Source organism: Streptomyces sp. NPDC058683, assembly GCF_042716195.1.
Lineage (GTDB): Bacteria > Actinomycetota > Actinomycetes > Streptomycetales > Streptomycetaceae > Streptomyces.
The window spans coordinates 1-25,608 of the sequence record NZ_JBHXSK010000093.1 but is presented as its reverse complement, the minus strand read 5'-3'; the positions used below and the strand labels follow the sequence as shown (position 1 = coordinate 25,608).

Sequence of the window (25,608 nt, the reverse complement as noted above, 5' to 3'; positions counted from 1 at the left end):
GACGAGCCGCACGGCCGACGTCCGTCCTAGTGCCGAGCGAGCCGGGCAGCGATTCTCCGTGGCACCCACACACGCGGTACGAGGACGCCCCCCGGGCGTGCTCAGGACGGTGCGAGGGCGGGCAGGAGACGCAGGGCGTTCCCGCGGTTGATGTGACCGCGCTCCTGGTCGCCGAGGGCGGGATCCCTGTCCAGAGCGGGAGTTGTCACATCGGCGACCACCCGGGTGGGGGTCGGCGGCCAGTCGCTTCCGTAGAGGATGCGGGAGGAGCCCGCCACGGCCAGAAGAGTGGGGGTGGCCGACGGGGACATGGGCGCGGCCGTGTCGTAGTAGAAGCGGTGCAGGTAGTCGCGGACGCGGCCGGGATCGACGGCGGGGACGAGCTGGCGCCCGAAGACCTCGATCCGGCTCGCGATGTAGGGGAGGTACCCGCCGCCGTGCGGGAGGATGAACGTGAGCCGCGGGAAACGGTCCAGAGTGCCGTTCATGATCAGGCTCAGTGCGGCGCGGGTCGTGTCCATGAGGAAGTCGCACACGAACGGCGGTACACCCTCGGGGGCGCCGGAGCTGTTCACCTGCATGGGGTGCGTGCTGATCACAGTGGCGCGTTCGTTGAGTTCCGCCATGATCGGGTCGAGCCCGGGGTCGCCCAGATACGTGCCGCCCGTGCTGGTGCGCGCACTGACGCCCACCGCGCCGAGCTGGTCCATCCCATGGGTGACGGACCAGCGGGAGAGCTCGGCGTCGTCGAGGAAGACGGGTGTGAAGAAGGCGAAGCGGCCGGAGTGCCGGACGGTGAGTTCGCCCGCGGCCTCGAGGGCGACACGCGTGCTCTCCTTGCGTGTCGCCGCGTCCTGGAAGCGTCCCAGCATGGCGACGGTGAGGATGCTGGTGCGCGTGCCGGTCAGATCCATCAGGTCCAGGGCGGCGGCCTCGTCCCACCGGGTCCACGGCGGCAGCCCGTCACGGTCCGCGATCCCGTTCTTCTCGGCCCACCGCACCCATTCGGGGGCGGTGTAGTGGTGGTGGACGTCTATTCGTTCGTGCCGGGCGTCGTCGGCGCTCAGCGCGGTGCGCAGGCCTATGTCGCCCGGAGTCTGCTGGTCGGTGGTCTCGGCGGCTTGAGGCATGGATGGGCTCCCTGTGGTGGAACGGTTCGAGGGCGTCGGAGAGCGGGATCAGCGGCTGGAGAGCGGAATCAGCGGCTGAGGAGGCCTTGCAGAACGTGCGTCAGCTCGTCCTCGGGGTTCGCGGGGAGGTCGCCGGAGCGCCAGGCGACCATTCCGTCGGGGCGCACGAGCACCGCGCCCTGCGGGGTGACGCCGTGCGTGGCGGCCCAGTCCTCGGCACCGGCGGCCAGGGCGGGCGAGGTGTCGAGGTCGAATTCCGGGCCGGCGCCGGCGCGGTAGGACACCAGGGGCACGTCGAGCTTGGCCGCCGCGGCGTGGGCGGCCGACGGCCACGGCCCGTCCGCAAGGCCGCAGAGGAGGACGAAGGACCGCTCGTACAGGTCGATGGTCGACTTGGTGTCCCCGTCGTGCACGACGCTCATGTGCGGGGCCCGGGTGCCGGGGTCCGCCTGCAGGCGAAGCGTCTGCGGGATGGTCGGCGCGTCGGTGTCGGCGCCGGACACGGCCGTGGAGACATAGCGGTAGCCGAGGGACACGGTCATCAGGTCCGTGCTCTGGCCCCCGCCCTGCGCGGCGGTGTAGCCGGGGTGCTGCTCGCGTGCGGCCTGCTCGATGGCCCGGGCACTCGTGGCCAGGGCGACCGGGCGCCGTTCGTTCTCGTAGGTGTCCAGCAGGCCCTCGCCCGCCCAGCCGTGCAGTACGGCCGTGATCTTCCAGGCGAGGTTGTGCGCGTCCTGGATGCCCGTGTTGGATCCGAAGGCGCCGGTGGGGGGCATCTCGTGGGCCGAGTCACCGATGAGGAAGACGCGTCCCTGCCGATAGCGGTCGGCGACCCGGTCCGCCGCGTGCCACGGGGCGCGTCCCGTGACCTCGACGTCCAGGTCCCGTACGCCGGCGGCGGCTCTGATGTGGTCGGTGATGCGCGTGTCGGTGAAGGACTCGAGCGTCTGGCCGCGCTCGGGGAACCACGGGACGTGGAAGACCCACTTCTCCTCGTTGTCGACGGGCAGCAGGACCCCGTCGCCCTCGGTTCCGTTCAGGTAGCACACGAGGAACCGCTTGTCCCCCACCACCTGACGGAGGAGCTTGCTGCGGAAGGTGACGCTCACGTTGTGGAACAGGTCGCCCCCGCCGCTCTGCCCGATGGCCAGCCGCTCGCGCACGGGGCTGCGCGGCCCGTCGGCCGCCAGCAGGTAGGCGGTGCGCATCGAGTACGTCCGGCCGCTCTCCCGCTCGCGCAGTTCGCACGTCACGCCGTCCGGGTCCTCGGTGAAGGAGATCAGCTCCGTACCGAAGCGCACGTCCCCGCCCAGTGCACGGGCGTGTGCCAGCAGGACCGGCTCCAGGTCGTTCTGGCTGCACGCGCACCGCCGGGTGGAGCACACGTTCGTCTCGGGGGCTGGGCCGGTGAGACGGGCCGAGAGCCATCTGCTCTCACCGCCCGACAGCTTGTCCGTCTGCATGATGCCGTGATTGCCGGACAGGACGGCCGCGGCCTTTCTGATGTCCGGTTCCAGCCCGGCGGTGCGGAACAACTCCATCGTGCGCATGTTGTTTCCCCGGCCCCGGGGATGTTCGGAAGTGGCGGCCCGGCGCTCGGCGACCATATGGGTGACGCCCAGTCTTCCCAGAAACACCGACGCGGACAGTCCGACAAGCGAACCGCCCACGATCAACACCGGCACCATTTCCTCGTCGCGCGTTTCCACAGCCCGTCCTCCTCCAGTGACCAAGCGGTAGTTCGGGCAGCGATTCGCATTCATGGCGGCCCTCGATCCGAACCTGTCACAGGCCCCCGGGGTCGGCAATCGAACCTTCCCCCGGACGGCACACTCTGCTTTTCCGTTCCCGTGCCGTGCCGACGATGTGGGTCCGCGTCAGGGTGAATCGCGTTTTCCCTTTCCGAGTGGCGTCAATGCATTCCGAGACTGCAGCCGACCTGTGCCACCGTGGGAAGAGAAGAAGGGCCGTCGATGACTCAGATGCAGGAGCAGGAGATCGCGGACGAGACAGCCCGGGCGGTGGACGCGGCATCCCGTGGTTGCCCGGAGTACCGGGCCAACCCGCACCCCCTCTACCGGCACCTGCGGGAGAATGCGCCGGTCTGCCGCATCACCCCGCCCCACGGTGTGCACTCGTACCTGATCACCCGGTTCGAGGACGCGAAGGCCGCCCTTGCCGATCCCAGGATCAGCAAGGACATGTACGCGGCCATCGACGCCTACCGGTCCATCTTCGGCGACTCCTCCATCGCCCTGGACGACAACATGCTGTTCGCCGACCCGCCGAAGCACACGCGGCTGCGCCGGATCGTCAGTCGTGCCTTCGTGCCCCGCCGTATCGAGGCGCTGCGCCCACGGATCCAGGAGCTCACCGACAAGCTGCTCGACAACTGCTCCACTCTGCAGCCCGTCGATCTGCTGTCGGCCTTCGCCTTCCCGCTGCCCCTGCAGGTGATCTGCGAGCTCATCGGCGTCCCCGAGGCGGAGCGGCAGGAGGTCCAGCAGTGGTGCAGCGTCGTCGCGCGGACCGGTTTCAGCAAGAAGGACAAGGACCGGCTGGCCGAGGCGGAGAACACTCTCCGGGAGTACTTCGAGGTCCTGATCGCCCGTAAGCGCAAGGCCCCCGAGGACGACTTGCTCAGCGTCCTCATCCAGACGAGCGACGAGCAGGAGTCGCTGACGGACGGTGAATTGCTGTCCACCCTGTGGGTGCTGCTGTTCGCGGGCCACAAGACGACCGCCTACCTCATCGGCAACGCCGTCTACACCCTGCTCACCCATCCCGATCAGCTCAGGCAGGTGATCGCCTCGCCCGACCTCCTCCCGAACGCGATCGAGGAGATCATCCGCTTCGAGGGCTCGGTCGAGAACGCGACCTTCCGCCACGCCCTGGAGGACATCACCATCGCGGGGACGCTCATTCCCAAGGGCTCACTGGTACAGATCGCGGTCACCTCGGCCAACCGGGACGCCGCCGCCTTCGAGGACCCCGACACCTTCGACATCGCCCGGCCGGGCGTACAGAGCAAACACCTGGCCTTCGGTACGGGGCCGCACTTCTGCCTCGGCGCACCGCTGGCGAGGATGGAGATGCAGATCGCCCTGGCCTCGCTCTTCCGCCGCTTCCCGAACCTCTCCCTGGCCCAGCCGGCCGACGAGGCCAAGTGGCTCACCGTGCCCTTCCCCGCCTTCCGGGGCCTGACCGAACTGCCCGTCGTCCTGGACCCCTCCAGGATCCTGGACGACTGGGCGTCCGGGATGGTCGACATCGCGTGAGCGGACCGGCCGGCGACCGCACCCCGGTCCGTGCCCTGGCGCGCCGCGGCGAGGACCCGACGCTGCAACCATCGGCTCATAGCAGCGTCCACGGCGTCACCGTCGAGCCGGGCGCACAACCCGCGCACGGTCCTCGGCCACACACTCACCGGCCTTGCCGTGCCTGTGCCACCCCACCCGAAGTAGCAACACAGGCTCTGTACGAGGAAGCCGCGGAGGGACCTGGTCAGAGGATGGACAGGCACGGAGTGCAGGGTCGGAGACGCCAATCAGTTGTCACTCGTGGCCGAGATCTTCTTCGGAGTGCAGGCGCCACCCGTCGTACCGCTTGACCAGGACGAAGGCGGTGCGCTCAAAAACGTCGTAGTACCCGGAATCCGGGTCGTGGCCATACGTGAACCAGAGCGCCTCGACCCGCGCCGTGTCCGAGGTCTCGCTGACGACGGTCACCTTTTCCAGTGTGGACACGGCGCCGAATCCATCGGTTTTTTCGCGGTTGTGCGCTTTGGCGTACTCGGCGCAAAAGTCAGCAGGGCTCTGGTAGAGCATCTGAACCTCTTGGGTGCGGGTTGCGGCCGGTTCGTATGAGCATGATGGCATTGTCGTCGCTCACGGAAGCCGTAGCTGCTCGGCTCGGACCGCGCTTCCCGCTCGGGTTCCAGGGCGTTGAGGATCACAGCCTGCAAGGCGCTGTCCCTCATGACCCACCTTCAGGGTTTTCTGTGAACACCCGGCGATCCACTGCCCGATCGCGTACACCGACGTACTGCCGGCCAGCACCGCGGCCAGCGCGCCCCCGACCGCCGTCGGCAACCGATGCCGGATCCCTCGCGCGTCCCGCAGATCAGAAACCTCCGACAGGGCCGCGACCAGGCTTTCCTGCCCGTTACGGGGCACGGCATTCCACGGTGTGATCTGAAGGCGTGGACAACCTCAAGATCACCCGAGCCGTGCCCGCCCCGTCAATTCGCTCTGGACCACCACGCAAAGTCCTCGCACGAGCGCTCTCCGACTTTTGCGGTCGGCAGCGAGGTGGACCTTGCTGGTCAACTCGTCGAGGGAGCGTCCGAGCGGAGTGGCTTTCCGCCCGCACCTGCTCGGATGCCGGATGCGCCGTCGCACTTTCCGCTCGGGATCGGGAGTCGCGTTCGGCGAGTTCGCGGTGAGCCAGAACAAGCAGGTCGCCTGGCAGGCGCGTTTGGCCGGCGTCATTCGTCTTGAGCGATGAAGCCGGCCAGAGCGGCGGCGACGGCGTCGGGTTGTTCGTCCGGGATGAAGTGTCCTGCGTCCGGCACGACAATCCCGGTGATGTTGTCGGCCCACAGCCTGAGGGAAGCTGCCATGTCAGGGATGGAGCCGTGGCTGCTGGAAATTCCGAGAACCGGCACCGTCAAGTGCTGTTGTTCAAGGGCCTCGTGGTTCTTCCGCGCCGATTCAGCGGCGTCTCGGTAGTAGGCCAGGGAGGCGCGGACTCCGCCGTCAGCGGCGACGGCCGCGGCGTACTGCTCGATCTCGGCGTCGTCGAAGGTGTCGGGGGAGAGGGTTTTGGCCTTCAGGAACCAGCCGACGTAATCGCGTTCGCGGCCCGAGAGCAGTGTCTCGGGCAGGCCGGGCACGAGATGGAATGCGAAGTGCCAAGTCTTCCAAGCCACTTCGGGGTCGGTCGGGATGGCGTCGGGGAGTGTGATGCCCGGGATTCCGGCGTCGAGCAGTGCGACGCCACGCAGCCGGCTCTCGTACTTCAAGGCGAGGGAGAAGGCGACCCACGCGCCGATGTCGTGGGCGACCAACCAGTATGTGGAAACTCCGAGCGCGTTCACGGCGGCGTGGACATACGCGGCGACCGTGTGCGTGTCGTAGCTGCCGTCCGGGCGTTCGGAGTGGCCCTGGCCCGGCAGATCGATCGCGATGACGTGGAATCGGTCGGCCAGTTGGGGCATCACCTTTCGCCATGCCCACCAGGTTTGCGGGAATCCGGCGAGCAGCACGACGGCTGGGCCGTTCGGCTGACCGCCCTCGACCGCATGAAGTCGGATGCCGCCCGCGTCGACCCAGCGGTGAGTGAAGCCGGCCAGGTCGTGCAACGGCAGGTCGCGGACAGGGTTGTCGGCGGCTTGGGCGGTCATTGCAGGGTCGGTCATGGTTTTCCTTCATCGGTGTCGGGTGTGCTGGTTCGGTGTGTCGGCCGAGGCGAGGCCCGCGAGCGTGGCGAACACGACGAGAGCGGCGAGCATGGTGCGCGAGATCCGTGTTGGTGCCGGATCTCATAAATGCGCAAATCGAATATTTATAGCCCTTAGTCCGATTATGGACTCGCCTGAGGTGCCCAGCCGGAGTGCGCGATCGAGGGTGGAGGACACAGAGCCACTCGGGTACGCGGTGACTGCAGTACGCTCACCTCTACCGCGAGACTTGACGGGGTTTCATGGAGCAGAAAGGAAAGGGGCGGAGTCACTTGGTGCGGCGCTCGCTCAGGTGACGGCGGTGGCGGGGCGGCTGAGGGTGCTGGTGAGGGTCGTCGCAACGACGGCGACGGCGAGGATCAGGGTGGCGACGTCCTGGTTGATGGTCTGGTCGAGGAGTCCCAGGGCCAGTGTGGGCACGATCGCGCCGGTGTAGGCGAACAGGAAGTACGTGGAGAGCAGATCCGCCCTGCGGCGTGGGTCGGCGAGCCGCTGGGTGATTGCGACACCGCGGCGGAAGGCCAGGCCGATGCCGGTACCCGCCAGCAGCGTTCCGGCAGCGAACGCCGGCAGTGACCGTGTCCACAGTCCGGCCTCGAACACCGCGACGCCCGCTACGAGGAACGCCGGCGCCGGCCGGCGCCGGGAGATCCACCGCTCCGGGGTGGCCACCTGCGCGATCAGGGCGACGATGAACAGCAGCCCGACCTCTGCGCCGACAGCTGCGACGTTGTGGACGTGCAACTCCTAACGGAGGAAGGAGGGCACCAGCGACGAGAACAGTCCGCTGACCGCGAACGCGGCGAGGACGGCTGTGGCGGCCCGCAGGAACTCGCTTCGCGCCGGCCGCCGGTCGGGAAAGGCCGGGCGGCGCACGGACAGTGCAGGGAGCTGCCGGGCCGTAACAGTCTCTGGGGTGACGATGACGGCCAGGAACGCCGGCACCAGGGTGGCGAGGTAGACCCAGAACACCAGGTGTGTGGGGTCCGCCCCGTATTGCGCGAACAGGCCGGCGACGACGGTGCCCAGCCCCAGGCCGCCCATGTTCGCCGCGGTGGAGACGGTCGACACCCGCCGGATGTGCTCGGCTCCGGCGAGCTCGCCCAGCGCCGCGGTCGCCGTGGCGGTGAAGACACCGGTACCCAGGCCGCACAGGAACCGTGCCGCCAGCAGGGTCCCGACATCGTCGGCCAGGAGGAACAGTGCCGTGCTCGTGGCCGCGGCGAGCACAGCGGCAGCCAGGAGGGGGGCGGCGGCCCGCGCGGTCGGACAGCGACGCGAACACCATCAGCGCTCGCATGCACAACGGTGGCGGACACCCTCGCCCGGACAGCATCGGCGAACGTTGACGGCGATTCCTGAAAACGGATCCGTGTGGTGCGGGTCGCGGATCGGTGAGGCGGGCGCGGTGTGCCTGCAGTAGTTCGGCTTCGTGGCCGGCATGCTGCTCGTGGACCGGCAGATCAGCGCAGGTAGGCATGCGGTGCCCGGGTTTGGGCCGTGTGGTTGGGGTGGTTGGAGTTGGCGATGGTGAACTGCCGCAGATCGAGCGGAGGCCTCCCGCGTGTCCGTTGAACAGCCCTAATAGAAGAGATCAAGTTCGAGTGATGTTCGAACGCTGGTGAGCGGGTCAGGCGGCGACCGGTGAGGCCTGGATGCGGCTGACGGCACGCAGCATCTCGTCCCGGTTCTTCGCTCTCTTGATCCAGTACGGCCGGGTGACGCATGGTCGCATCCCGTCCGCGACGGTGTTCGTTGGTCAGCTGGGGGCTGATCGGCGAGGAGCCCGTCGATCGTATGGATCTCTGGAGGAGACATCGTGAACCACGAGGAAATGGTCGCGTTGTGGGAGCAGCACACGGCGTACGAGTTCGTGGTCAAGGACGCGGACCTGGCAGTGGCCACGATGGTGGAGGACGCCAGTGTGATGCATCTGCCGACGATGAGCGGTGGTTTCGGCAAGAAATACCTACGGGGTTACTACCGCGACATCTTCATTCCTGGCATTCCGCAGAACACCATCACGGAGACGGTGGACCGGTCGGTGGGCGACGACTTCCTCGTCGAGGAGATCATCATGCGGATGCCGCACGACCAGGAGATCCCCTTTCTGCTGCCCGGACTCGCACCGACCGGACGGACCATCGAAGTGCCGCTGGTGGCGATGGTGAAATTCCGCGACGGCCTGATGGCGAGCGAACGGCTCTACTGGGACCAGGTCGCAGTGTTCACCCAGGTCGGTCTGATCGCCGCCGAGGGCCTGCCCATGGCCGAATTCACCGAGGTCACCCGATTCCTGCGGGAGAAGGTCACGTCCTGACCGCACAGGGGATCACGGGTCTTGCTGGTCAAGACGCGGAATGCACATCCGGTTGCGTCAACGGGTGGGCCACGTGCGCCCGAGCCCCCGAGGGGCGAACCGAGGGACGCAAGAGGCGGTGCAGGCGGAATTCGCTACATGACGCGAAGTGGCGGCTCCCCAGGATCTGGGCCAGAACCCGTTCTCGTGTTCAGCTCTGCGGTGGGATGTCCAAGGACCGGATGAGCTGGGCCAGCTCTTCACGGAAGAGCTTTTCCGGGCTGAGGGCCTGGGTCTGCAGGTGGCCGTAGATCTCCAGTGACACCAGGCCGTGCAGGTGGCTCCAGATGCGCAGGGCGAGGGCTACGGCGGCCGGGGGCAGGTCGGGGAAGGCCGGGCGGACCTTGTCCAGCAGGCCGAGGTCGAAGTCGGACCACTCGAAGTCGCTTTCCGAGTAACGGAGTTCGGCGTGCGGCCAGGCCGTGGCAGCGAGTGCGGTGATGCCGGTGCAGACGCGGCGGGCGGCTTCCGGAGCGGCGCCGCCCTCGGGCGGCCGGTAGCCGGGGACGGGGTCGCCATAGATGAGGCGGAAGCCCTCGGGGTTGGCCAGCGCCCAGTTCCTGAAGGCGCGGGCCCATGCCTGGATCCGGGCGGCCGGATCCTGAGCAGGGGCGGCGTCCCAGGCGGCGTCCACGGTGTCGGCCAGTGACGTGTAGACGTTGTTGATCAGCGTGGTGACCAGGTCGTCGCGGGTGGCGAAGTAGCCGTAGATGGCGTTGGCCGTCATGCCCATCTCGCGCGCGATGGCCCGCAGCGTGATCGCGTCCGGTCCCCCCGAGGCCATCAACTCCAGCGCGACCTTCTTGATCTCTGCGGTCGTCTCGGCCCTCAGTCGCTCGCGGCGCCCCTTGGTGTTTCCCACGCTTTCCATGACCACCTACTCTACAGCGTCACAATACTGCGTGCCGTATTAATACTTCACGCCGTATAGTCTCTGCGCGCAGTGAAGACAGTCGACGGTACGAGCAACCACCCAGGGAGAGCCATGCACATCGGAGTCATCGGGGCCACGGGCGGCATCGGTAGTCGCGTCGTCACCGAAGCCCTCGACCGGGGACATCACGTCACGGCGTTCAGCCGTGACGCCACGCGGATCGACGAGGACCGCAGGAACATCGTCTGGAAGAGCGTCGACGTCCTGGACTCCGATGCCGTCGCCGCCGTCATACCCGGCCTCGACGTACTGATCAGCGGATTCCAGCCCGGAAACGCCACCAAGGACATAGCCGACACCGTGGCCCGCTCGATCGCCGATCCCACGGTGTACGCCACCGCAGCGCGAGCACTCCTGAAGGCGCTGGAAAGCCACCCACGGACCCGGCTCATCGTCATCGGCGGTGCCGGCAGCCTGGAGACCGAGCCCGGAGTCGTACGGGCCGACTCCGACGAACTCCTGCACGCAACCCTCGACAAGATCGGCCTGCCGAGGGAGTACGCCGCCGCGGTGCGCGGCCACCGCGACGCCCTGAACGTCCTGCGCACCTCCAACCGGCTGTGGACCTATTTCAGCCCCGCGGAGGACATCGCACCCGGCGAACGTACGGGCCGGTTCCGGATCGGTGGCGACCAGCCGGTACTCGACGCGGAAGGGCGCAGCCGTATCTCCATGGAGGACTCCGCCGTCGCCCTTGTCGACGAGGCCGAACTGCCGCGCTTCGTCCAACGCCGCTTCACCATCGGCTACTGACCGACACCCACATGCCAAGGCTGCATCTGCCGGATGGCCCCGAGTGTGCGCCGCCGCGCCGACAGGACCGGAGAGCCACGGAAGTGCGTTCGGGATCCCTGTGGGGAAGTCCATGGACTTCCCCACAGGGAATGTCGTGGCCGTTCGCAGACGCCGAGGACTACGTGATCGTGACCGTCACGAACATGCCCCTGACCAGCAGGAATAGCGAACCGCAACTGGAGTATTAGGCCCCGTTGTGAAAGTGGTGCGGTCGCCCGAAGGGCGGGCCATGCGGGCAGGCGCCGCTTCGTATCAGGCTCTGGAGGGCCGCTGTCCCTGGGAGCCGTCGGCCGAGAGCGGAAGACTGCGCAGCGAGAGTGCGCTCGGCGCCGGCAGCGCTCCGTGGGCCGCCTCGGCGCGGAACGACTGGAGGAAGTACGCCACCAGGCGCCGGGACGCCGCACGGTCACCCGGCAGTGCGGTGACCAGACCGCAGTGGGACAACAGGGCTACGGCAAAGTCGGAGGGGTGGAAGTCGGTCCGCAGCGCGCCCGCCGCCTGAGCCCTGCGGACCAGGGTCATGAAGTCCCGCTCGGCCTGTTCCCGTAGCGGCGCGTGTTCTCGCGTGCTGTCCGGAAAGGCCGCGACGAACGCGGCCGGGAAGCCCCGTTCCTCCCGCTGTAGTTCGCAGACCGTCTCGACCAGCCGCTGGAAGCCCTGCCACGGATCGGGGTCGGCCAGCGCCTCGGTGAGCGCCTGAGCACAGGTGTCCATCTGGTGCGCGAACGCGGCCCGCACCAGGGCGTCCCGCGTCGGGAAACGCCGGTACAGCGTCGCCACGCCGACCCCCGCCCGTCGGGCCACGGTCGCCATGGGCGCGTCGATGCCGTGCTCGGCGAAGACCACGCGGGCGGCCGAGAGGATGCGCCGCCGGTTGCGCCGGGCGTCCGCCCGCAGACTGTCCTGCCCCGCGATCCGAGAGGATTCCCCCACCGCTGTCTCTCACCTCCGGTCAAATGGACGATCTCGTCCGTTTGCCAGCCTACGCTCGGCGCCACGATCCCCCCGCACGACCACTGGTGGCGAAGGTGAGAACGCAACGATGGACGACCGCACGATGAAAGCCGTACTGTTCGACCGCTTCGGCGGCCCCGAGGTGCTGTATGTGGGCCGGGTGCCACGTCCCGGACCGGCACCCGGCGAGGTCCTCGTGCGCGTGCGCGCGTTCAGCGTGAACGGCGGCGAACTGGCGGCCCGTTCCGGTCGGGCCCGCCTCATCACCGGCCGGAAGTTCCCGCAGCGCATCGGGCTGGACTTCACCGGCGAAATCGCCGCACTCGGCACCGGCGCGACCGGCGTAGCGGTCGGCGACCAGGTGTGGGGCGTCCTGGGCCGCAGCTCCGGATTCGGCAGCGCTGCCGAGTACGTGACGGTACGGCCCGAGCGGCTCGGCCGGGTCCCGGACGGGCTGGACCTCGTGGCCGCCGCCGCGCTGCCGGTGGCCACCACGGCCGTCACGGCCCTCCGCGACAAGGCCGCACTGCGCCCCGGTGAACGGCTGCTGGTACGGGGCGCGGCGGGCGGCGTCGGCAACGCCGCTGTCCAGCTCGGACAGGCGTACGGCGCTGAGGTCACGGCCCTGGCCCGCGCTGCCAACCTCGACTTCGTCCGTACGCTTGGTGCCCACCACGCCGTCGACCACCGCACCGTGTCCCCTGCGGAACTGGGACTGTTCGACGTGGTCCTCGACACGGCGGGCACCGACCTGCGTACCGTACGGCGGATGCTGAAGCCCGGCGGACGCATGGTCACCATCGCCTTCGACCTGACGCGGCCCGCCGCCTCGCTGGGCTACATCGCGGCCAGCGCCGTCCACGGACGCGGCCGGGTGCGCTTCTTCAGCGGCAACCCCGAACGTGCGCTCTTCGACGACCTCGCCCGCCAGGTGACGGAGGGGAAGCTGCGGCCTGCGGTGGACACGGTCTTCCCGCTGGAAGAGACAGCGGCGGCACACCGGGCGCTGGAGGCGGGCGGGGTGCGGGGCAAGTACGTGATCAGGGTCGACTAGGGTTTGTTGGGAAGGTGCTGGTCACAGCCACTCGTTGACGACTGCGACCAACACGGTCGCCTCGTGGCGGACCCTGTCGGGGCACGTCCCGACTCGTGCGCCGCGCCTGGCCGGCGCGGTACTCGGTCGACACGGGTCAGTGCCTGGGGGTCGAGCGGGACAGGCGGATCGCCGAGACGAGGAAGAAGATCCCGCCGAGCGTGGCATAGCCGGCGAGGGTGGTCAGCGAGGGGTTGTCCTGTGCGGCGCTTCGGATGAAGGTCGCGCCGGCGAGGACGGAGATGCCGCCGCTGAGGATCATGGCCCACTGGCCGCCCATGGGTCGGCGCGCGACGCCCACGAGGAGCTGGATGAGGCCGGAGACGACCGCCCACGCGCCCCAGACGCGGAGCACGTCGGCGACGCCCGAGGTGCTGGCGACCGCCACCCCGATGGCGGCGAGCACGCTGGCGGCCATGTTGGCGTACAGGCCCTTGACCGGCCCGGCGGCGTGTGCGGACCTGGCGTCGACGACTGCCGCGGCCACGTCGAAGGCGGGGTAGAGGAACAGCAGCACCTTGGCCTCGGCGGTGAGCTCGGAGCCGGACAGCAGCAGGAGCGCGGCCCAGGCGGCGGCGAAGACGAAGCGGATGACGTACAGCCGGCGCAGGGCGGGTGCGGCACCGATGGGCTCGGCGGAGGCGGTGGATGCCATGGGGTTCTCCAATGACTGCGGGATAGAGAGAACGCTCTCTCTTGTATGCAGCCTGGCATGCCCTTCCGAGGAAAACAAGAGAGAGCGTTCTACCCGCTACAATGGGTGACATGACAAAGACGGAACCTGGTACAGGCACCGGCCGACGGGTCTCCGAGGCCCGGGAACGGCTCTTGAAGACTGCCGGGCAGCTCTTCTACGCGGAGGGCATCCACACGGTGGGCGTCGACCGTCTGGTCGCCGAGTCGAAGGTCACCAACGCCACCTTCTACCGCCACTTCCGCAGCAAAGAAGACCTGGCCGTCGCCTACATCGAAGGCGTCGACCAGTTGATCCGCACCCAGATCGACTCCCTGATGGCGGCGGACGTGCCGACCGACGGCATCCTGCGGGGTATCGGTGTGTCCCTGGTCGAGCAGATCCGCTCGCCGGGTTACCGCGGATGCGCCTTCCTCAACGCGGCAGCGGAATTCCCCGATCCCGACCACCCGGTCCACCGTGCCGTCGTGCAGCACCGCGCATGGTTCCTGCAGACGATCACCGGACTGTTCGCCGAGATCGCCGCAGCAGAGGCCGAGCATGCCGGGCGGCACTTCGTGATGCTCCGTGACGGTGCGATGAGTGCCGGTTACCTCGGCGACCCCGTCCTGGCCGGCGAGACCTTGCTGCGTGGCATTGAGGGACTGCTGCGGATCCACACCGCCCGAGGGCTCGACGAGCGCGCCGCATCCGCACCCGGCCAGGCCTCCTCGGCGGCCACGACGGTCTCCGACATCGAGTGCTCGCCGCCCAGCGCGTAACCGCGGCCGGGGCGGCGGGCGGCGGTGACGAGTCGGGCCGCGGCGGAGAGCAGTCGCAGGCGTGGGCGGCGGGGCTCCCATCCGCAGGTTTGGTCCGACAGTCCAAGCATCGGCATCCGTGCGGGCAGGTCGAGGGCGATCTGGAACGACTCGGCAGGGAAGACGGCGGATGCACGGCGTACCCCTGCGCTGTCGGTCCAGGTGAGTCCGAAGTTGATCATCTTGGTGGCCATGGGCCCATCATCGCCGCCGGCACTGACAGCGCCCATTTCCGGCCGGGATCTATCCCGGTGGCTTGTTTGTGGTGCATCGTGTGCGGACGGCGCCTCACCTCCCCCCCAGGTGGAGGCACCTTCGGGCCCTGCCGCTCCCTGTGGCGGCGGGGCCCGCCGCGCCTCCCGGCTCCCCACGGGAGGCCTCGCGGTTGCCCGCGTGCAGTGTTCCCTCTGCGGCCATAGCCTGATCTGCAGGGTCTCACCGCTCGCGACGTAGAGCAGTGCGGTGACCATGCCTTCTCCGGTTGTCTCACGGCTTGGCCGGAGGGTCCCGTCTCACGGTCGTGTCATTTCCTCAGGCATCATCGGCTCACGTGCTGTTCGGAGCCCAGGTTGCCCATGGGGTGCGCTCTGCGCGGAGCACGGCACGTGCTGCCGTGAGGATCTCCATGTCTGCCTCTACCCCGGAGCCTGTCAGCACGCGGAGCAGCCGGGTGCGCCACACATCGGGGTCCGTCTCGTAGGCGTCCAGCACCCGTACTCCGTAGCCGTCACCTCCGCTCAGCCGTCGGCGGAGTGTCTCTCTCAGCCCGGCGTGGAGGCCATGGACGGTTCCGCGGGCGGTGTCGGCGAGCCCGGCCGCCGCGCCTGTCGCCAATGCGGCTGCCACCAACTCCACTTCGGTCACTGGGATCTCCTTCGGTTTTTCGGGTTGTGCGAAGTTCTGTCCGTCATCCTGGCCAGGGGTGCTGCGATGCTGATGAAATTCCGATGATGTACGGGAGCGGAGGTTCAGCGTGGGCGGGGGATCTCCTCAGTGGGCGGAGGGGCTTCGGATCGCGTTGCTCGGGCCTGTCCTGGCCTGGCGCGGTACGAGGCCCGTGCATCTGGGCCCACCTCGGCGCCGTGCGGTGCTGGCCGCGATAGTGCTTCGCGCCGACACGCCGGTAAGTCGCGAGCAACTGCTCGACGGCGTGTGGGCGGAGCAGCCGCCGGACTCCGGCCGCAAGATCCTGGCACCTTACGTCTACGAGTTGCGGAAGGCTCTCGACGGGAAGGGTGCCGGGCCGGAGCACTCGGTGATCCGCACCGGAACGGACAGCTATCTCTTCATCGCCGATGGCCTTCACCTCGATGTCGCCGATCTGGCCGAGTTGGCTGATGCGGCACAACACGCGAAGGCGTCCGGAGACCCGGCTACCGCGCTGGATCGGTACACCGAGGCGCTGGACCTGTTTCGCGGCGAGCCCCTGGCCGGGCTGCCGGGCCCCTTCGCGCAGGTCGAGCGGGAGCGGCTGGCGGAGCGCCGGCGCACACTGCAGCGGGAGCGGCTGGAGTGCCTGGTCTTGCTCGGCCGCTCCGCCGATGCCCTGGACGAACTCGCCGGGCTGTCCGTGGCCGCTCCCCTCAATGAGGCGGTGCTGGCGCTGCGTATGCGCGCCTTGTACGGCAGCGGACGCCAGGCGGAGGCCCTGAACGCCTATCAGGACATGCGCGAGCGTTTGAGCGACGAGCTCGGCATCGATCCCGGCGAAGAGCTCCGGCAGACGTACGACGCGGTTCTGCACCAGGACAACGCACGCCTTGTCGGGCTGGCCCCGGAGCGTTCCACCGCTCATGCCGCTCGTGCCGCTCAGCACCGGCCGACCCGCCGCGCGGTCAATGACCTGCCGGGCGACGTCGGCCGCCTGATCGGGCGGGATGCTGAGCTGGCGCGGCTGATCGCACCGTCGTCGGCCCCAGGGTCGGTGACGATCGTGACGGTGGACGGTACGGCCGGAGTCGGCAAGACCGCGCTCGTCGTGCGCGCGGCCCGCGAGCTCAGCGACCGCTACCCCGACGGCTGTCTGTTCGTGGACCTGCGCGCACACAGCACGCAGCGGAGGCAGTCGCCGGAGCGGGTGCTGCAGCGACTGCTGAGGTCGCTCGGCGCAGCCAAGGGCGAGTTGCCGAGCGATCTCGAGGAACTCACCGCCGCCTGGCGTGCCGCAACCAGCTCGTTACGACTGCTCCTTGTGCTGGACGACGCGCTGGACGCCGGCCAAGTACGGCCGCTGCTGCCCGCGGGAGGGGGAAGCCGGGTGCTGGTGGCTGGTCGGCGACGGCTGGCGGAACTGGACGCCGACCGACGGGTCACTCTGGAGCCTCTGGGGAGCGGGGACGCGGTGTCACTGCTCACGCACCTCGTCGGAGCGGAGCGCGCGGGCAAAGAGCCGGAGGCGACGCATCGGCTGGCCGAACTCTGCGACGGGCTGCCGCTGGCCCTGCGTATCGCCGGGTCGCGGTTGCAGAACCGGCACACCTGGTCGGTGGCGTACCTGGTAGGCCGCATCACGGGCGACGACCACCGGCTGGGCGAACTGAGTGTCGGGGATCGCAGCGTGGAGGCGGCCTTCCTGCTGTCGTACGACCAGCTCGCCCCCGAGCAACAGCGTGCGTTCCGCGCTCTGGGCTGGGTGCCGACGGTCGAGTTCGACGTGCTGATGTTGGCGACCATGCTCTATTGGCCGGTCCACGACGCCGAGCGGATCCTGGAGAGCCTGGTCGACGCGAGCCTTCTGCAGGAGCCGCGTCCCAGCCGCTACCGACTGCACGATCTGGTGCGCATGCACGCACGACGCCTACCGGAGACTGCGCCCGATGGGGCAGCCTCCGCCCGCACAGCCGCCCTCCGCCTGATCCTGGACGCGGCCCGGACCGCCAGCGACTGGGGCCCGCGCGGTTTCCCCACCGGGCCCCAACCCGGCGAATCGCCCTTCGCGAACTGGCAGGACGCGGATGCCTGGCTGGACGCAGCCGGTGGAGAGCTTGTCGACGTCGTCGGGTTCGCCGCCGCGCTCGGCGAGGCCGACTACGCCTGCTGGATAGCCGAGGCGCTGTGTGACTACTTCATACGGCAGGGCCGTTACCACGAATCCCAGACAGCAGTGGAGATCGCGCTCGCCCACGTTGCCGAGGCCACCGACCAGCGGATGACCCCCGCCCTGCGGAACTGCCTGGCCTACACCGCGCTGCATCAGCGCAGATACGCCCAGGCGTGCGACTGGTTCACCGAGGCGCTGCACCTCAGCCGGTACCGCCCCAACCCCGGCGAGGAGGCCCGTGCCCTCGCCGGGCTGGGTGCTGTCGACCTGAGCGTGGGTGAGGGCGACCGGGCGACCTCCCACCTCACTGGCGCGGTGGTCCTGGCCCGGCGGCTGCACAACGACTGGGTCGCCGCGATAGCACTCCTCACCCTCGGCCTCGTCCACCAATTCGCGGGACAGAACGAGGAGGCGCTGACCTGCTTCGCCGACGCCCGTACCCACGCCCAGGCGGGCGGCAGACCGCGCATGCTGGGCAAGGTCTTGAGCTGCGCGGCCGATATCCACCTCTGCCTCAGCCAGTACGGTGAGGCCAAGAGCCTGCTCCGCGAGGTGATTCACCTCGTCGAGCAGGTGGGGGACACCTACTTCTGCGCGCGCGGCCTGACCCGGCTGGGCACGGCGGAGCAGGGCGAGGGAGACCCGAGCGCGGCCATAGCCCTCCATCACCAGGCCCTACTGAAGCATCGCTTGCTGTCCCCGCTCACTGAACCCGGCTACAACTGGCTGGAGATGGACATCCGTTCCCGCTTGGGCCGCGTCTACCTGGCGACGGGCCGCATCCAAGAGGCACGCGAGCAGTTCCAGGCCGTAGTCGCTGTCCACGACGCTCTTGCGCACCGCCCTGACCGTGCACTTGGCGACTGGGGCATTCACCCGTGACGGTGTTGCAGAGGATTTCGGTCGGACGCCTGTGGCCTGCGCGGGCGGTTGCGGATCTTGCAGCAGGCCAATGACCCCGTTCCCGCTTCACTCCAATGACTGAACACGCTGACCGGCCAGTCTCCGATCCCACAAATCACTTGCAGGCTCTCGCCGCTCGTGACATGTCGATCTTGCGTGACCTGGGCGTTCTTGGCTGTCTCACGGCCTTGTCACCCATGATCAGTCTCAAATCCGTGGCATTTACTCGCGAGGGCGAGGGCGAGGGCGAGGGCGAGGGCGAGGGCGACGGCGAGGTCAAGATCAGGCGGCTTGTCCGAGTCGGCCGAGTACACCACGCTGAGCCCCGAGCACGAGGGCTACCGGCGAGCCCGGATCGCGCACCGATGAGTTTCCCGCGCCGCGCTGGTCTGTACGCCGGACACCCACGAACGGAAGGCTGAGCCATGCGGAAACTGATCTACGGCATGAACCTGACCCTGGACGGCTACATCGCCGCGGCCGGCGACGACATCGGCTGGAGCGGACCGCCGAGCGACGAGCTCTTCCAGTGGTGGCTCGACCACGAGCAGGCGAGTGGCCTGTCGCTGTATGGGCGCAAGCTGTGGGAGGCGATGAGCTCCTACTGGCCGGCCGGCGACCAGCGGCCGGGCGCCACCCCGGCGGAGATCGAGTTCGCGCGGAACTGGCGGGACACGCCGAAGGTGGTGTTCTCCTCGACGATCGACAAGGTCGACTGGAACACCCGCCTGGTCACCGGCGACGCGATCGCCGAGATCACCCGGCTCAAGGCCGAGGACGGCGGCCCGATGAACATCGGCGGCGCAACGCTCGCCGGGGCGGCCATGCGCGCCGGGCTGATCGACGAGTACGCGATCGCCGCCCATCCGGTCCTGGTGGGCAGCGGCACGCCGTTCTTCACCGCGCTGGACAGCTGGGTGAACCTGAACCTGGTGGAGACGCGGACGTTTCCCGGCGGCGTGGTCCTGACCAGGTACGAGACGAGGCGCTGAGCAGCAGCACCCACGCGCTGGTCTCACGGTGATGTCGTTATACGACATCGGTACGACCCGGCCCGTGAGATTACGACATCAGCCGCGAGACCCTGCACATGTGTGGGTTCTCGCAACTCGTGGCACAGGCGGTACTCGCTGAAAAGGGGCTTACTGCGGCAGTCCGTACCGGACACTGCCTGACGACGCCGACCGCCGGCATCTGGTCCGTCCACCGCTTCCTGCACGACGGCTCCATCGCCACCGTCGACCGCGTCGCCGGCCTCCTGGTCCTGCTCCACGGCCAGCCCCTCACCAAGATTGCCAGCCTCACCACCGGCCGAGTCCTCACCACCGACGAAGGCGTCCGACTCGCCCTCGGCCCCCAGCTCGTCGCCGTCCCTCCACCTTTGGACCACCTCTTGCTCGGCCTCACCGAAGACCGCAACGGCGCCCTCGCGCTCGGCCAGAGCACCGATCACCCCTGGCTCCTGCCCGGGCCGCCCGCCCAGCACCAGCCATTTACGCGTACGCCTCGGCTCCTAGGGCCTTTCCTCCCGGCGCGGACGCAGCAGTGCACTGATGGACCTCGCGGCACAGATGCCACCCGCCGTCCTCAGCGAGGTCCTCGGCATCTCCGTCGGAGCGGCCCCCGCGCGCAGTACGCCGCCGAAATCAGCCACCGCTCGAAGAGCGGACAGCGAAACCGAGGCTTCCATCACGACGGCGGCCGCGCCTCCTGACACTGCGTCCGGCCGCTGCTGCTGGCGGGCTGCACGAGCGTCAGCCCTGGGGGGTGTTTGGCAATGCCCGTTGGGGTGCGCTGAGCTTTGGCGAAGGTGGATGTCAGCCTCGGGTGACAAGATCGGTTCATGCCGCCCCTGCCTCAGCCTGATGATCTGACTTCGCTGGTTCTGCGTACCGATTTCAGTGACGAGAGAGCCTGGGATGCGGTTCGGGCCGCACTTGATGCTGCCGGCGATCACTCCCTCGCCACTTACGTCAGTGAGCTTCGCTTCGCCGACGTGGATGTCCGAACGCTGGTGGACGAAGAGGCTGTCGCAGACGAAGACCACCAGATCATCAACATGTTCCTGGCGGACGGGACCACGATGGAGGACCCGGCTCACCCACTGTTGGCTGTGGACCTCTCAGACGAACCCGGGCGCACGTTCAGGGTCCCGGCCCGATGGTTTCCCGATGTGTCGGCCAACCTGAGCATCGCGAACATGGACTTCGCGGAGTTCGCCGATGCCGTCGACGAGTCCGGGACCTATCGCGGCTTCGACGAGAGCTGACACCTCACTGTTCAGGACCGTCCGCGGATGACGGGTTGGCCGGCCACAGCCACTCGTTGATTGCGGCGATGAGGACGGTCGCCTCGAAGCGGACGGCGAGCGCGTCGAATCGGGTGGCCACCGCCCGGTTCCGCTTGAGCCGGTTGATGCTCCATTCGACCGGTGCCGAGCCTTGTAGTCCTCGCGATCGAAGGCGGGCGACCGTCCACCGGTTGCTCCCCGGCGTCTGCGATGACCCGCCTGATCAGCCGGTTCCGGGACGGTGCACCGGATGCCCCTCCGGCACAGACAGGCGCGGTTGGCGCGGGACGAATAGGACCGGTCACCGCGCACCCGCAGCGGGCGAACGCGAGGTCGGTCGGGACCGAGCCGCGGCACCCGGATGGCTCCCAGCAACGCAATGAACTGCGATCTGTCCCCGCGTTGTCCGGCCGCAACCAGCACTGATAGGGGTCGCTGTCCCTGCTCGCAGGCAAGATGGACCTTCGTTGTCCAGCCGCCGCGCGAGCGGCCGAGCCCATGGTCATCGGGCTCAGGGCTGCGGCCGCCCGGCGGTTCCTTCTGGCTCTGCCCGTCGCGCCGGGCACCTGCGGCGTGCTGGTGGGCACGGCAGATCGTGGAGTCGACGTTCACCTCCCAGGTGATCGACCCGGCCGCATCAGCCCGTGCCTGCAGGCCGGTCAGGATCGTCGCCCACACGCCGGTGCGCTGCCAGCGCCGGAAGAGCCCGTAGACCGTCTGCCACGGGCCGTACTCCGGAGGAAGATCCCGCCACGGGGCCCCAGTTCGCACTCGCCAGCGGATTCCGTCGATGGCGGTCGAACACGCACGAGCGGCCGGGGCCGAGACGATGATTCTGCTCTGCCGTCCTGACCTGGTTCCGCTCTACACGCAGCTGGGATGGAGCCGGCTCTCGGTGCCCGTCACCGTCCAGCAGCCCGACGGCGCGCGGATCTCGCCACTGGTCACCATGGTCTACGATCTGGCCGGCCTGCCTCATCCAACCATCGGTGCGGACCTGCGGGGCCTGCCCTTCTGATGCGCTGAGCGGGGCTAACCGTGTGGTCAGGCTGCTTCGGCAAAGGGACGTCCGCCCCAGCGGGTGCCTTTCTCGCTGCGGATGCGGGCGCGTTCTCGGCGTTGGGTAGCCAGCACGTCGGGGTGGCGGGCATGGGTGTTGCGCCAGCGGAGGTAGCGGTGCAGGGCCTTGGTCTGGAGGGTGTGGTTGGGGTGGTGAGAGTTGGCGAGGGTGAGAAGCTGTTGTCTTTTCGATTTTGAGAGACGCGCGTCGAACGGGAGTCCTGATCGGGTGGTTGCGGGGCGCTGGGCGCATACGAACAGGGCCTCCTGAACAGCTCGTTGGTGTCGAATCACCGAGCGGCGGGAGGCCCTGGTGCAGCAGTCGTGCGTGCCGATGGCCGGGCAGTCCAGTGCGGTCACCTGGGAGTGTGACTGTCTGGCTCACCGGTTCGCGAACGCCGCCGACAACGGGACGCGGCAGCCTCGCTACCGGACCACCAAGCCTCGGCCAACACGACGGATTTCAAGAGGACTTCACCGGAACGCATAAAGATCGCCAACGGCATCCTTTCTGGGGCAGGGTTCACGAAGTGGACCAGAACCGTTGTTCATCGACGTAGCCCCCCACTCCTCGACTGTACGTGTGACCGTGCCGCGGGCCGTAGCGCCACCTGCCTCACCCGGATGCCGCGAGCCGACTGGGCACCGGAGCGACCTTGTCGAGGCGTCGTCGGGTCTCGTCGGCGTCGAGGGGTCCGCCGTGGCCGGGGAGCAGGCGCTGCGGGCGGCGATCGAGCTCGGTCGTGAGCGCCCTGCGCACTCCGGCGGCGTCCTCGGTGAAGAAGTGGCGCTTCGGGCTCCGGGGGCGCAGCACGCCACCGCGGACCAGGTCGCCGACGAGCGTGTCGTCGCCGACGCGGACGACGAGCGAGCCGGGGGTGTGGCCGCCGAACCGCTCGGCGTGGGCGTCGACGCCGTAGGGACTCAGGTCGAGCTTGTCCTCCACCAGGATGTCGGCTTCGACCGGCTGGGCCTTCGCGCGGAGGACCAGGGGCTTCAATAGCGCACCGGCGGGATGGCTGATCGGGAGTGCGCCGATGCGTCCGGTACGCAGGAGTTGTTCGTCACCCAGGCCGACCGCGATCGGAACGCCGGCCTCCGCGAACGACGCCGCCGTGCCGCTGTGGTCGTTGTGGCCGTGGGTCAGGAGAACCAGGGCGATGTCGCGAGGCTGAAGGCCCTGGGCGGACAGCGCGTCACGCAGGCGGTCGACGTCCTCCGGTCCGCCCGTGTCCACGAGGACCGCCTGCTCGCCACGCAGGAGGTAGGCGTTGCTGTTGCCCATGGAAAGCGGGGTGACGGTCGTGGCGCTCATGCGGTGCACCGCGACGCTTCGGCGCCGGCACCGACGTGCGTGCGGCCGTCGGCTGTGCGTATACGAACGGAACCGTCCATGATCACCTTTTCTCACGCTACCCACGTAACCTTACGGCCGTAAGTAGAGCATGAGAACTTACGCCTGTAAAGTCATCGCCATGGCTCCACCGGCATCACGCAGACGCAACCCCCGAGGTCAGGGAGGGCAACTCCGCGACGAGATCGTGAACGCAGCCCGCGAGCTGCTGGTCGAGACCGGATCAGACAGTGCGGTGACCTTGCGGGCGATCGCCCGCAAGGTCGGCATCGCGCCACCGTCGATCTACGCGCACTTCGACACACCCGACCAGATCGTGGAGGCTGTGGTCACCGAAACCCGCTCACTGCTGGTGCGTCATCTTGAGACCGCCCGGGCGGGAGCGGAAGGCGCGCGTGAACGACTTCTGGCCGACTGCCATGCCTATCTCGTCTTCGGTGCCGAGCAGCCCGAGCTCTACGCTCTTCTGTTCTCCCGGCCGCGGCCCAGGGGTAGCAGCACCACAGAAGAACGCGTTGACCAGGCGGTACGCCAGCTCGCGCCCATTGTCGGCGAGACCGTCGCGAGTCAGCTCGCTCCCGCCGAAGCATTCTCGATACTGCTGCGCGACGTCGCCGATGCGATGCACGACGGCACGTCCCGTGCGGAGGATCCTCTCGCCACGGCGACCGCTCTTTGGGCGGCCCTGCACGGCCTCATCATGCTCCGCGCTCGCATTCCCCGATTCCCGTGGCCGCCACCCGGTCCGCTGGAGGAGGAGATCATCAGCCGGCTCGCGTTCCCGCACGGCCCTGCACCCAGATGACCGCTTGCCCGGCGCGACGCTGCCGGATCGTCAGGGCCGGATTCGTTGGGCCGCAGCGGGACACGCAGGTGAGCCGAGGGCAGGACGACGGGCAAGGAACTTTCTCCAAGAAGTTGTTGTCTTTACGATCTTGAGAGGTGCGCGTCGAACGGGAGTCCTGATCGGGTGGTCGCGGGGCGCTGGGCGCATATGAACAGGGCCTCCTGAACAGCTCGTTGGTGTCGAATCACCGAGCGGCGGGAGGCCCTGGTGCAGCAGCCGTGCGTGCCGATGGCCGGGCAGTCCAGTGCGGTCACCTGGGAGCGTGACTGTCTGGCTCACCGGTTCGGAAACGTCGCCGACAACGGGACGCGGCAGCCTCGCTACCCGACGGACATGACGGACGGGGGAGTGGGCCGTGGTCCGCCCGCTACTTCCGGTGCCGGGCTGGATGCGTGGCCGGGGCGGCCGGCCGGAGGGGTACTGCCACCGTGCCATGCTCGATGCAATCCGGTATCTCGTGGACAACGGGATCAAGTGGCGGGCAATGCCTGCCGACTTCCCGCCATGGGACCGCATCAACGCATTCTTCCGCCGCTGGCGCGACAACTCCCTGGTCAAGGAGTTCCACGACCGGTTGCGCGGCCGGGTCCGCAAGGAGCTGGGGCGGGATGCGGAGCCGACGGCCGGTGTGATCGACTCGCAGTCGGTCAAGGCGGACGCCGTCGTCGGAACGGACAGCCGCGGCTTCGACGGCGGCAAACTCGTCAACGGCCGCAAGCGGCACGTCGTGGTCGACACGCTCGGCCTGCTGCTGGGCGTGACGGTCACCGCTGCGGACACCGGCGACCGAACTGCCGCTCGCGTGCTGCTCGTTCAGGTCGCCGACGTGCACCACCGGCTGGAGCTGGTCTGGGCCGACGGCGGCTACACCGGCAGCCTCGTCGCCCACTGCCTCACCACGCTCACGCTGGTCCTGGCGATCGTGAAACGCAACGACGACATGCGCGGCTTCACGGTGCTGCCCAAGCGGTGGATCGTCGAGCGCCTCTTCGCCCACCTGATGCGAAGCGCCGTCTGGCGCGCGACTTCGAACGCCGCACCGCCAGCGCCGAAGCGATGGTCCACTGGTCGATGACCCTGCTCATGACACGCCGTCATGCCCGGCCGGCCCCGGGGCGAGAGTGAACCGGCCCGGCTGTTGCTCGGCCGGCCAGCCCCGCGCGACCAGGCGCTTCGCTTTCGACCGCAGCGCCTCCACCTTCGCCGGCACCGCGTCCAGGCCGAACATCACGGCCAACTCCTGGCAGGTCAGTGCCCCTTGACGGAGCCGCTGCCGGTCCGCGGCCATGGTAAGGATGCGCTGGTAGTCCACCGACAGCACCGCCCAGGCCAGCCCCTCACGCCACATGGGCACCTGCGACTTCGGCTTCGCCGCATCCCGGGGTTCCGGCGATGCGTCCGCATCCCGCGGATCCTCAGTGACCTCCGTGCCGGCGGTGTTGCCGTCGTCCGGAGCCAGCACCGTGTCGACCCGCCTGCGAGCAATCGCCCACTCCTGCCATTCCTGCTCGGCCGCGGCCAGTTCGGCCTGGATACGGTCGGCCGCCTCCCGCAGCCCGTTGACTCGACGGCGAGCGGCGAGCTCGTGCTGTTCCAGCAGTCCGACGACTGACGGCATTCATGACCTCCCGGGGAGCGACGACCCGACAGGCCACAACTCCCACGGAATCACCACTGCTATCCCCGACCAGCGGAAACACACCGATCACACCCGAAAAGACAACAGCTTCTGAACTGCCTCAGCGGGCCGAAGTGGGCCTCGATGGGGTAACCGCCAACCCGGCGAACGTATACGGTCACAGCACTAGTGTGATGCGCCAGAAATCCTGAGGGTTGGTTACTACCCTATTGGTATGTCGCATCCCGGGCCTTCTGCTGTGGAGATCACGCTGTCC

Annotated in this window: 25 protein-coding genes and 3 pseudogenes; 11 read left to right on the top strand and 17 right to left on the bottom strand. The window is 68.6% G+C overall.

The window, feature by feature from the left end:
- Positions 1 to 101: 101 nt before the first annotated feature.
- Complete coding sequence (locus ACFWXC_RS51140; protein WP_384490874.1) at positions 102 to 1,130, bottom strand: amidohydrolase family protein; 1,029 nt, start codon at positions 1,128 to 1,130, stop codon at positions 102 to 104.
- A 68-nt stretch (positions 1,131 to 1,198) separates the two neighbouring features.
- Positions 1,199 to 2,818 (bottom strand): FAD-dependent oxidoreductase, encoded by a 1,620-nt coding sequence (locus tag ACFWXC_RS51135; RefSeq protein WP_384490878.1) that lies wholly within the window; start codon positions 2,816 to 2,818, stop codon positions 1,199 to 1,201.
- A 285-nt stretch (positions 2,819 to 3,103) separates the two neighbouring features.
- Between ACFWXC_RS51135 and ACFWXC_RS51130 the strand changes: the two genes are divergently transcribed.
- A complete protein-coding gene (locus tag ACFWXC_RS51130; RefSeq protein WP_384490872.1) occupies positions 3,104 to 4,408 on the top strand; it encodes a cytochrome P450 in 1,305 nt (434 codons plus the stop codon).
- A gap of 276 nt (positions 4,409 to 4,684) precedes the next feature.
- Here ACFWXC_RS51130 and ACFWXC_RS51125 read toward each other — a convergent pair whose 3' ends face one another.
- The 6 genes and pseudogenes from ACFWXC_RS51125 to ACFWXC_RS51100 form a co-directional block, all read right to left on the bottom strand.
- Positions 4,685 to 4,957, bottom strand: a complete 273-nt coding sequence (locus ACFWXC_RS51125) for a hypothetical protein (RefSeq protein WP_384490870.1) — start codon at positions 4,955 to 4,957, stop codon at positions 4,685 to 4,687.
- A 60-nt stretch (positions 4,958 to 5,017) separates the two neighbouring features.
- Positions 5,018 to 5,305 (bottom strand): transposase family protein, encoded by a 288-nt coding sequence (locus ACFWXC_RS51120; RefSeq protein ID WP_384490868.1) that lies wholly within the window; start codon positions 5,303 to 5,305, stop codon positions 5,018 to 5,020.
- A gap of 311 nt (positions 5,306 to 5,616) precedes the next feature.
- Entirely contained in the window at positions 5,617 to 6,549 is a 933-nt protein-coding gene (locus tag ACFWXC_RS51115; RefSeq protein ID WP_384490866.1) for an alpha/beta fold hydrolase, read from the bottom strand.
- A gap of 330 nt (positions 6,550 to 6,879) precedes the next feature.
- Positions 6,880 to 7,335 (bottom strand): hypothetical protein, encoded by a 456-nt coding sequence (locus ACFWXC_RS51110; protein WP_384490864.1) that lies wholly within the window; start codon positions 7,333 to 7,335, stop codon positions 6,880 to 6,882.
- Between the two features lie 3 nt (positions 7,336 to 7,338).
- Entirely contained in the window at positions 7,339 to 7,821 is a 483-nt protein-coding gene (locus ACFWXC_RS51105) for an MFS transporter (RefSeq protein ID WP_384490862.1), read from the bottom strand.
- 236 nt (positions 7,822 to 8,057) lie between these two features.
- Positions 8,058 to 8,135 (bottom strand): annotated as a pseudogene (locus ACFWXC_RS51100) (integrase); the annotation flags it as partial.
- A 275-nt stretch (positions 8,136 to 8,410) separates the two neighbouring features.
- Between ACFWXC_RS51100 and ACFWXC_RS51095 the strand changes: the two are divergent.
- Positions 8,411 to 8,911 carry a nuclear transport factor 2 family protein gene (locus tag ACFWXC_RS51095; protein WP_384490860.1) on the top strand — a complete coding sequence of 167 codons (501 nt, stop codon included), beginning with the start codon at positions 8,411 to 8,413 and terminating at the stop codon, positions 8,909 to 8,911.
- A 190-nt stretch (positions 8,912 to 9,101) separates the two neighbouring features.
- On the opposite strand, the gene ACFWXC_RS51090 is transcribed toward ACFWXC_RS51095, so the two are convergent.
- A complete protein-coding gene (locus ACFWXC_RS51090; RefSeq protein ID WP_384490858.1) occupies positions 9,102 to 9,821 on the bottom strand; it encodes a TetR/AcrR family transcriptional regulator in 720 nt (239 codons plus the stop codon).
- Between the two features lie 114 nt (positions 9,822 to 9,935).
- On the opposite strand from ACFWXC_RS51090, the gene ACFWXC_RS51085 reads away from it, so the two are divergent.
- On the top strand, positions 9,936 to 10,637 hold the full coding sequence (locus ACFWXC_RS51085; protein ID WP_384490856.1) for an NAD(P)-dependent oxidoreductase: 702 nt from the start codon (positions 9,936 to 9,938) through the stop codon (positions 10,635 to 10,637).
- A 294-nt stretch (positions 10,638 to 10,931) separates the two neighbouring features.
- Here ACFWXC_RS51085 and ACFWXC_RS51080 read toward each other — a convergent pair whose 3' ends face one another.
- Complete coding sequence (locus ACFWXC_RS51080; RefSeq protein ID WP_384490854.1) at positions 10,932 to 11,612, bottom strand: TetR/AcrR family transcriptional regulator; 681 nt, start codon at positions 11,610 to 11,612, stop codon at positions 10,932 to 10,934.
- Between the two features lie 109 nt (positions 11,613 to 11,721).
- Here ACFWXC_RS51080 and ACFWXC_RS51075 point away from each other — a divergent pair, with 109 nt between their 5' ends.
- A complete protein-coding gene (locus ACFWXC_RS51075) occupies positions 11,722 to 12,687 on the top strand; it encodes an NAD(P)-dependent alcohol dehydrogenase (protein WP_384490852.1) in 966 nt (321 codons plus the stop codon).
- Between the two features lie 136 nt (positions 12,688 to 12,823).
- Here the strand turns inward: ACFWXC_RS51075 and ACFWXC_RS51070 are convergent, their stop codons facing one another.
- Entirely contained in the window at positions 12,824 to 13,381 is a 558-nt protein-coding gene (locus ACFWXC_RS51070) for a hypothetical protein (RefSeq protein ID WP_384490850.1), read from the bottom strand.
- Between the two features lie 101 nt (positions 13,382 to 13,482).
- Between ACFWXC_RS51070 and ACFWXC_RS51065 the strand changes: the two genes are divergently transcribed.
- Positions 13,483 to 14,181 carry a TetR/AcrR family transcriptional regulator gene (locus ACFWXC_RS51065; RefSeq protein ID WP_384490848.1) on the top strand — a complete coding sequence of 233 codons (699 nt, stop codon included), beginning with the start codon at positions 13,483 to 13,485 and terminating at the stop codon, positions 14,179 to 14,181.
- A 585-nt stretch (positions 14,182 to 14,766) separates the two neighbouring features.
- Here ACFWXC_RS51065 and ACFWXC_RS51060 read toward each other — a convergent pair.
- Positions 14,767 to 15,084, bottom strand: a complete 318-nt coding sequence (locus ACFWXC_RS51060; RefSeq protein WP_384490846.1) for a hypothetical protein — start codon at positions 15,082 to 15,084, stop codon at positions 14,767 to 14,769.
- A 109-nt stretch (positions 15,085 to 15,193) separates the two neighbouring features.
- On the opposite strand from ACFWXC_RS51060, the gene ACFWXC_RS51055 reads away from it, so the two are divergent.
- Entirely contained in the window at positions 15,194 to 18,142 is a 2,949-nt protein-coding gene (locus tag ACFWXC_RS51055; RefSeq protein WP_384490844.1) for a BTAD domain-containing putative transcriptional regulator, read from the top strand.
- A 446-nt stretch (positions 18,143 to 18,588) separates the two neighbouring features.
- Complete coding sequence (locus tag ACFWXC_RS51050) at positions 18,589 to 19,155, top strand: dihydrofolate reductase family protein (protein ID WP_384490842.1); 567 nt, start codon at positions 18,589 to 18,591, stop codon at positions 19,153 to 19,155.
- 23 nt (positions 19,156 to 19,178) lie between these two features.
- Here ACFWXC_RS51050 and ACFWXC_RS51045 read toward each other — a convergent pair whose 3' ends face one another.
- Positions 19,179 to 19,616, bottom strand: a complete 438-nt coding sequence (locus ACFWXC_RS51045; RefSeq protein WP_384490840.1) for a hypothetical protein — start codon at positions 19,614 to 19,616, stop codon at positions 19,179 to 19,181.
- Between the two features lie 390 nt (positions 19,617 to 20,006).
- On the opposite strand from ACFWXC_RS51045, the gene ACFWXC_RS51040 reads away from it, so the two are divergent.
- Complete coding sequence (locus ACFWXC_RS51040; protein WP_384490838.1) at positions 20,007 to 20,432, top strand: DUF6924 domain-containing protein; 426 nt, start codon at positions 20,007 to 20,009, stop codon at positions 20,430 to 20,432.
- A 207-nt stretch (positions 20,433 to 20,639) separates the two neighbouring features.
- On the opposite strand, the pseudogene ACFWXC_RS51035 reads toward ACFWXC_RS51040, so the two are convergent.
- Positions 20,640 to 21,224: pseudogene (locus tag ACFWXC_RS51035) on the bottom strand (IS5 family transposase); the annotation flags it as partial.
- A 19-nt stretch (positions 21,225 to 21,243) separates the two neighbouring features.
- Between ACFWXC_RS51035 and ACFWXC_RS51030 the strand changes: the two are divergent.
- On the top strand, positions 21,244 to 21,471 hold the full coding sequence (locus ACFWXC_RS51030) for a hypothetical protein (protein WP_384490836.1): 228 nt from the start codon (positions 21,244 to 21,246) through the stop codon (positions 21,469 to 21,471).
- Positions 21,472 to 21,497: 26 nt separating this feature from the next.
- Here the strand turns inward: ACFWXC_RS51030 and ACFWXC_RS51025 are convergent.
- Together ACFWXC_RS51025 and ACFWXC_RS51020 are read right to left on the bottom strand one after the other, a co-directional pair.
- Positions 21,498 to 21,683: pseudogene (locus tag ACFWXC_RS51025) on the bottom strand (IS630 family transposase); the annotation flags it as partial.
- 445 nt (positions 21,684 to 22,128) lie between these two features.
- Positions 22,129 to 22,827, bottom strand: coding sequence for an MBL fold metallo-hydrolase (locus ACFWXC_RS51020; RefSeq protein ID WP_384490834.1), 699 nt, complete (start codon positions 22,825 to 22,827; stop codon positions 22,129 to 22,131).
- A 226-nt stretch (positions 22,828 to 23,053) separates the two neighbouring features.
- On the opposite strand from ACFWXC_RS51020, the gene ACFWXC_RS51015 reads away from it, so the two are divergent.
- Both ACFWXC_RS51015 and ACFWXC_RS51010 read left to right on the top strand, forming a co-directional pair.
- A complete protein-coding gene (locus ACFWXC_RS51015; RefSeq protein WP_384490832.1) occupies positions 23,054 to 23,671 on the top strand; it encodes a TetR/AcrR family transcriptional regulator in 618 nt (205 codons plus the stop codon).
- A gap of 430 nt (positions 23,672 to 24,101) precedes the next feature.
- Positions 24,102 to 24,788 carry an IS5 family transposase gene (locus ACFWXC_RS51010; protein ID WP_384490876.1) on the top strand — a complete coding sequence of 229 codons (687 nt, stop codon included), beginning with the start codon at positions 24,102 to 24,104 and terminating at the stop codon, positions 24,786 to 24,788.
- A gap of 6 nt (positions 24,789 to 24,794) precedes the next feature.
- Here the strand turns inward: ACFWXC_RS51010 and ACFWXC_RS51005 are convergent, their stop codons facing one another.
- Positions 24,795 to 25,331 (bottom strand): hypothetical protein, encoded by a 537-nt coding sequence (locus ACFWXC_RS51005; protein ID WP_384490830.1) that lies wholly within the window; start codon positions 25,329 to 25,331, stop codon positions 24,795 to 24,797.
- Positions 25,332 to 25,608: the final 277 nt, after the last annotated feature.

What these genes read in the sequence shown, in the direction of transcription:
- ACFWXC_RS51010 (WP_384490876.1), top strand. Translation starts at nt 24,102, where the DNA reads ATGCGTGGCCGGGGCGGCCGGCCGGAGGGGTACTGCCACCGTGCCATG.
- ACFWXC_RS51070 (WP_384490850.1), bottom strand. Translation starts at nt 13,381, where the DNA reads ATGGCATCCACCGCCTCCGCCGAGCCCATCGGTGCCGCACCCGCCCTG.
- ACFWXC_RS51030 (WP_384490836.1), top strand. Translation starts at nt 21,244, where the DNA reads ATGGCGGTCGAACACGCACGAGCGGCCGGGGCCGAGACGATGATTCTG.
- ACFWXC_RS51125 (WP_384490870.1), bottom strand. Translation starts at nt 4,957, where the DNA reads ATGCTCTACCAGAGCCCTGCTGACTTTTGCGCCGAGTACGCCAAAGCG.
- ACFWXC_RS51115 (WP_384490866.1), bottom strand. Translation starts at nt 6,549, where the DNA reads ATGACCGACCCTGCAATGACCGCCCAAGCCGCCGACAACCCTGTCCGC.
- ACFWXC_RS51065 (WP_384490848.1), top strand. Translation starts at nt 13,483, where the DNA reads ATGGGTGACATGACAAAGACGGAACCTGGTACAGGCACCGGCCGACGG.
- ACFWXC_RS51085 (WP_384490856.1), top strand. Translation starts at nt 9,936, where the DNA reads ATGCACATCGGAGTCATCGGGGCCACGGGCGGCATCGGTAGTCGCGTC.
- ACFWXC_RS51140 (WP_384490874.1), bottom strand. Translation starts at nt 1,130, where the DNA reads ATGCCTCAAGCCGCCGAGACCACCGACCAGCAGACTCCGGGCGACATA.
- ACFWXC_RS51040 (WP_384490838.1), top strand. Translation starts at nt 20,007, where the DNA reads ATGCCGCCCCTGCCTCAGCCTGATGATCTGACTTCGCTGGTTCTGCGT.
- ACFWXC_RS51130 (WP_384490872.1), top strand. Translation starts at nt 3,104, where the DNA reads ATGACTCAGATGCAGGAGCAGGAGATCGCGGACGAGACAGCCCGGGCG.
- ACFWXC_RS51075 (WP_384490852.1), top strand. Translation starts at nt 11,722, where the DNA reads ATGGACGACCGCACGATGAAAGCCGTACTGTTCGACCGCTTCGGCGGC.
- ACFWXC_RS51090 (WP_384490858.1), bottom strand. Translation starts at nt 9,821, where the DNA reads ATGGAAAGCGTGGGAAACACCAAGGGGCGCCGCGAGCGACTGAGGGCC.
- ACFWXC_RS51135 (WP_384490878.1), bottom strand. Translation starts at nt 2,818, where the DNA reads ATGGTGCCGGTGTTGATCGTGGGCGGTTCGCTTGTCGGACTGTCCGCG.
- ACFWXC_RS51005 (WP_384490830.1), bottom strand. Translation starts at nt 25,331, where the DNA reads ATGCCGTCAGTCGTCGGACTGCTGGAACAGCACGAGCTCGCCGCTCGC.
- ACFWXC_RS51050 (WP_384490842.1), top strand. Translation starts at nt 18,589, where the DNA reads ATGCGGAAACTGATCTACGGCATGAACCTGACCCTGGACGGCTACATC.
- ACFWXC_RS51020 (WP_384490834.1), bottom strand. Translation starts at nt 22,827, where the DNA reads ATGAGCGCCACGACCGTCACCCCGCTTTCCATGGGCAACAGCAACGCC.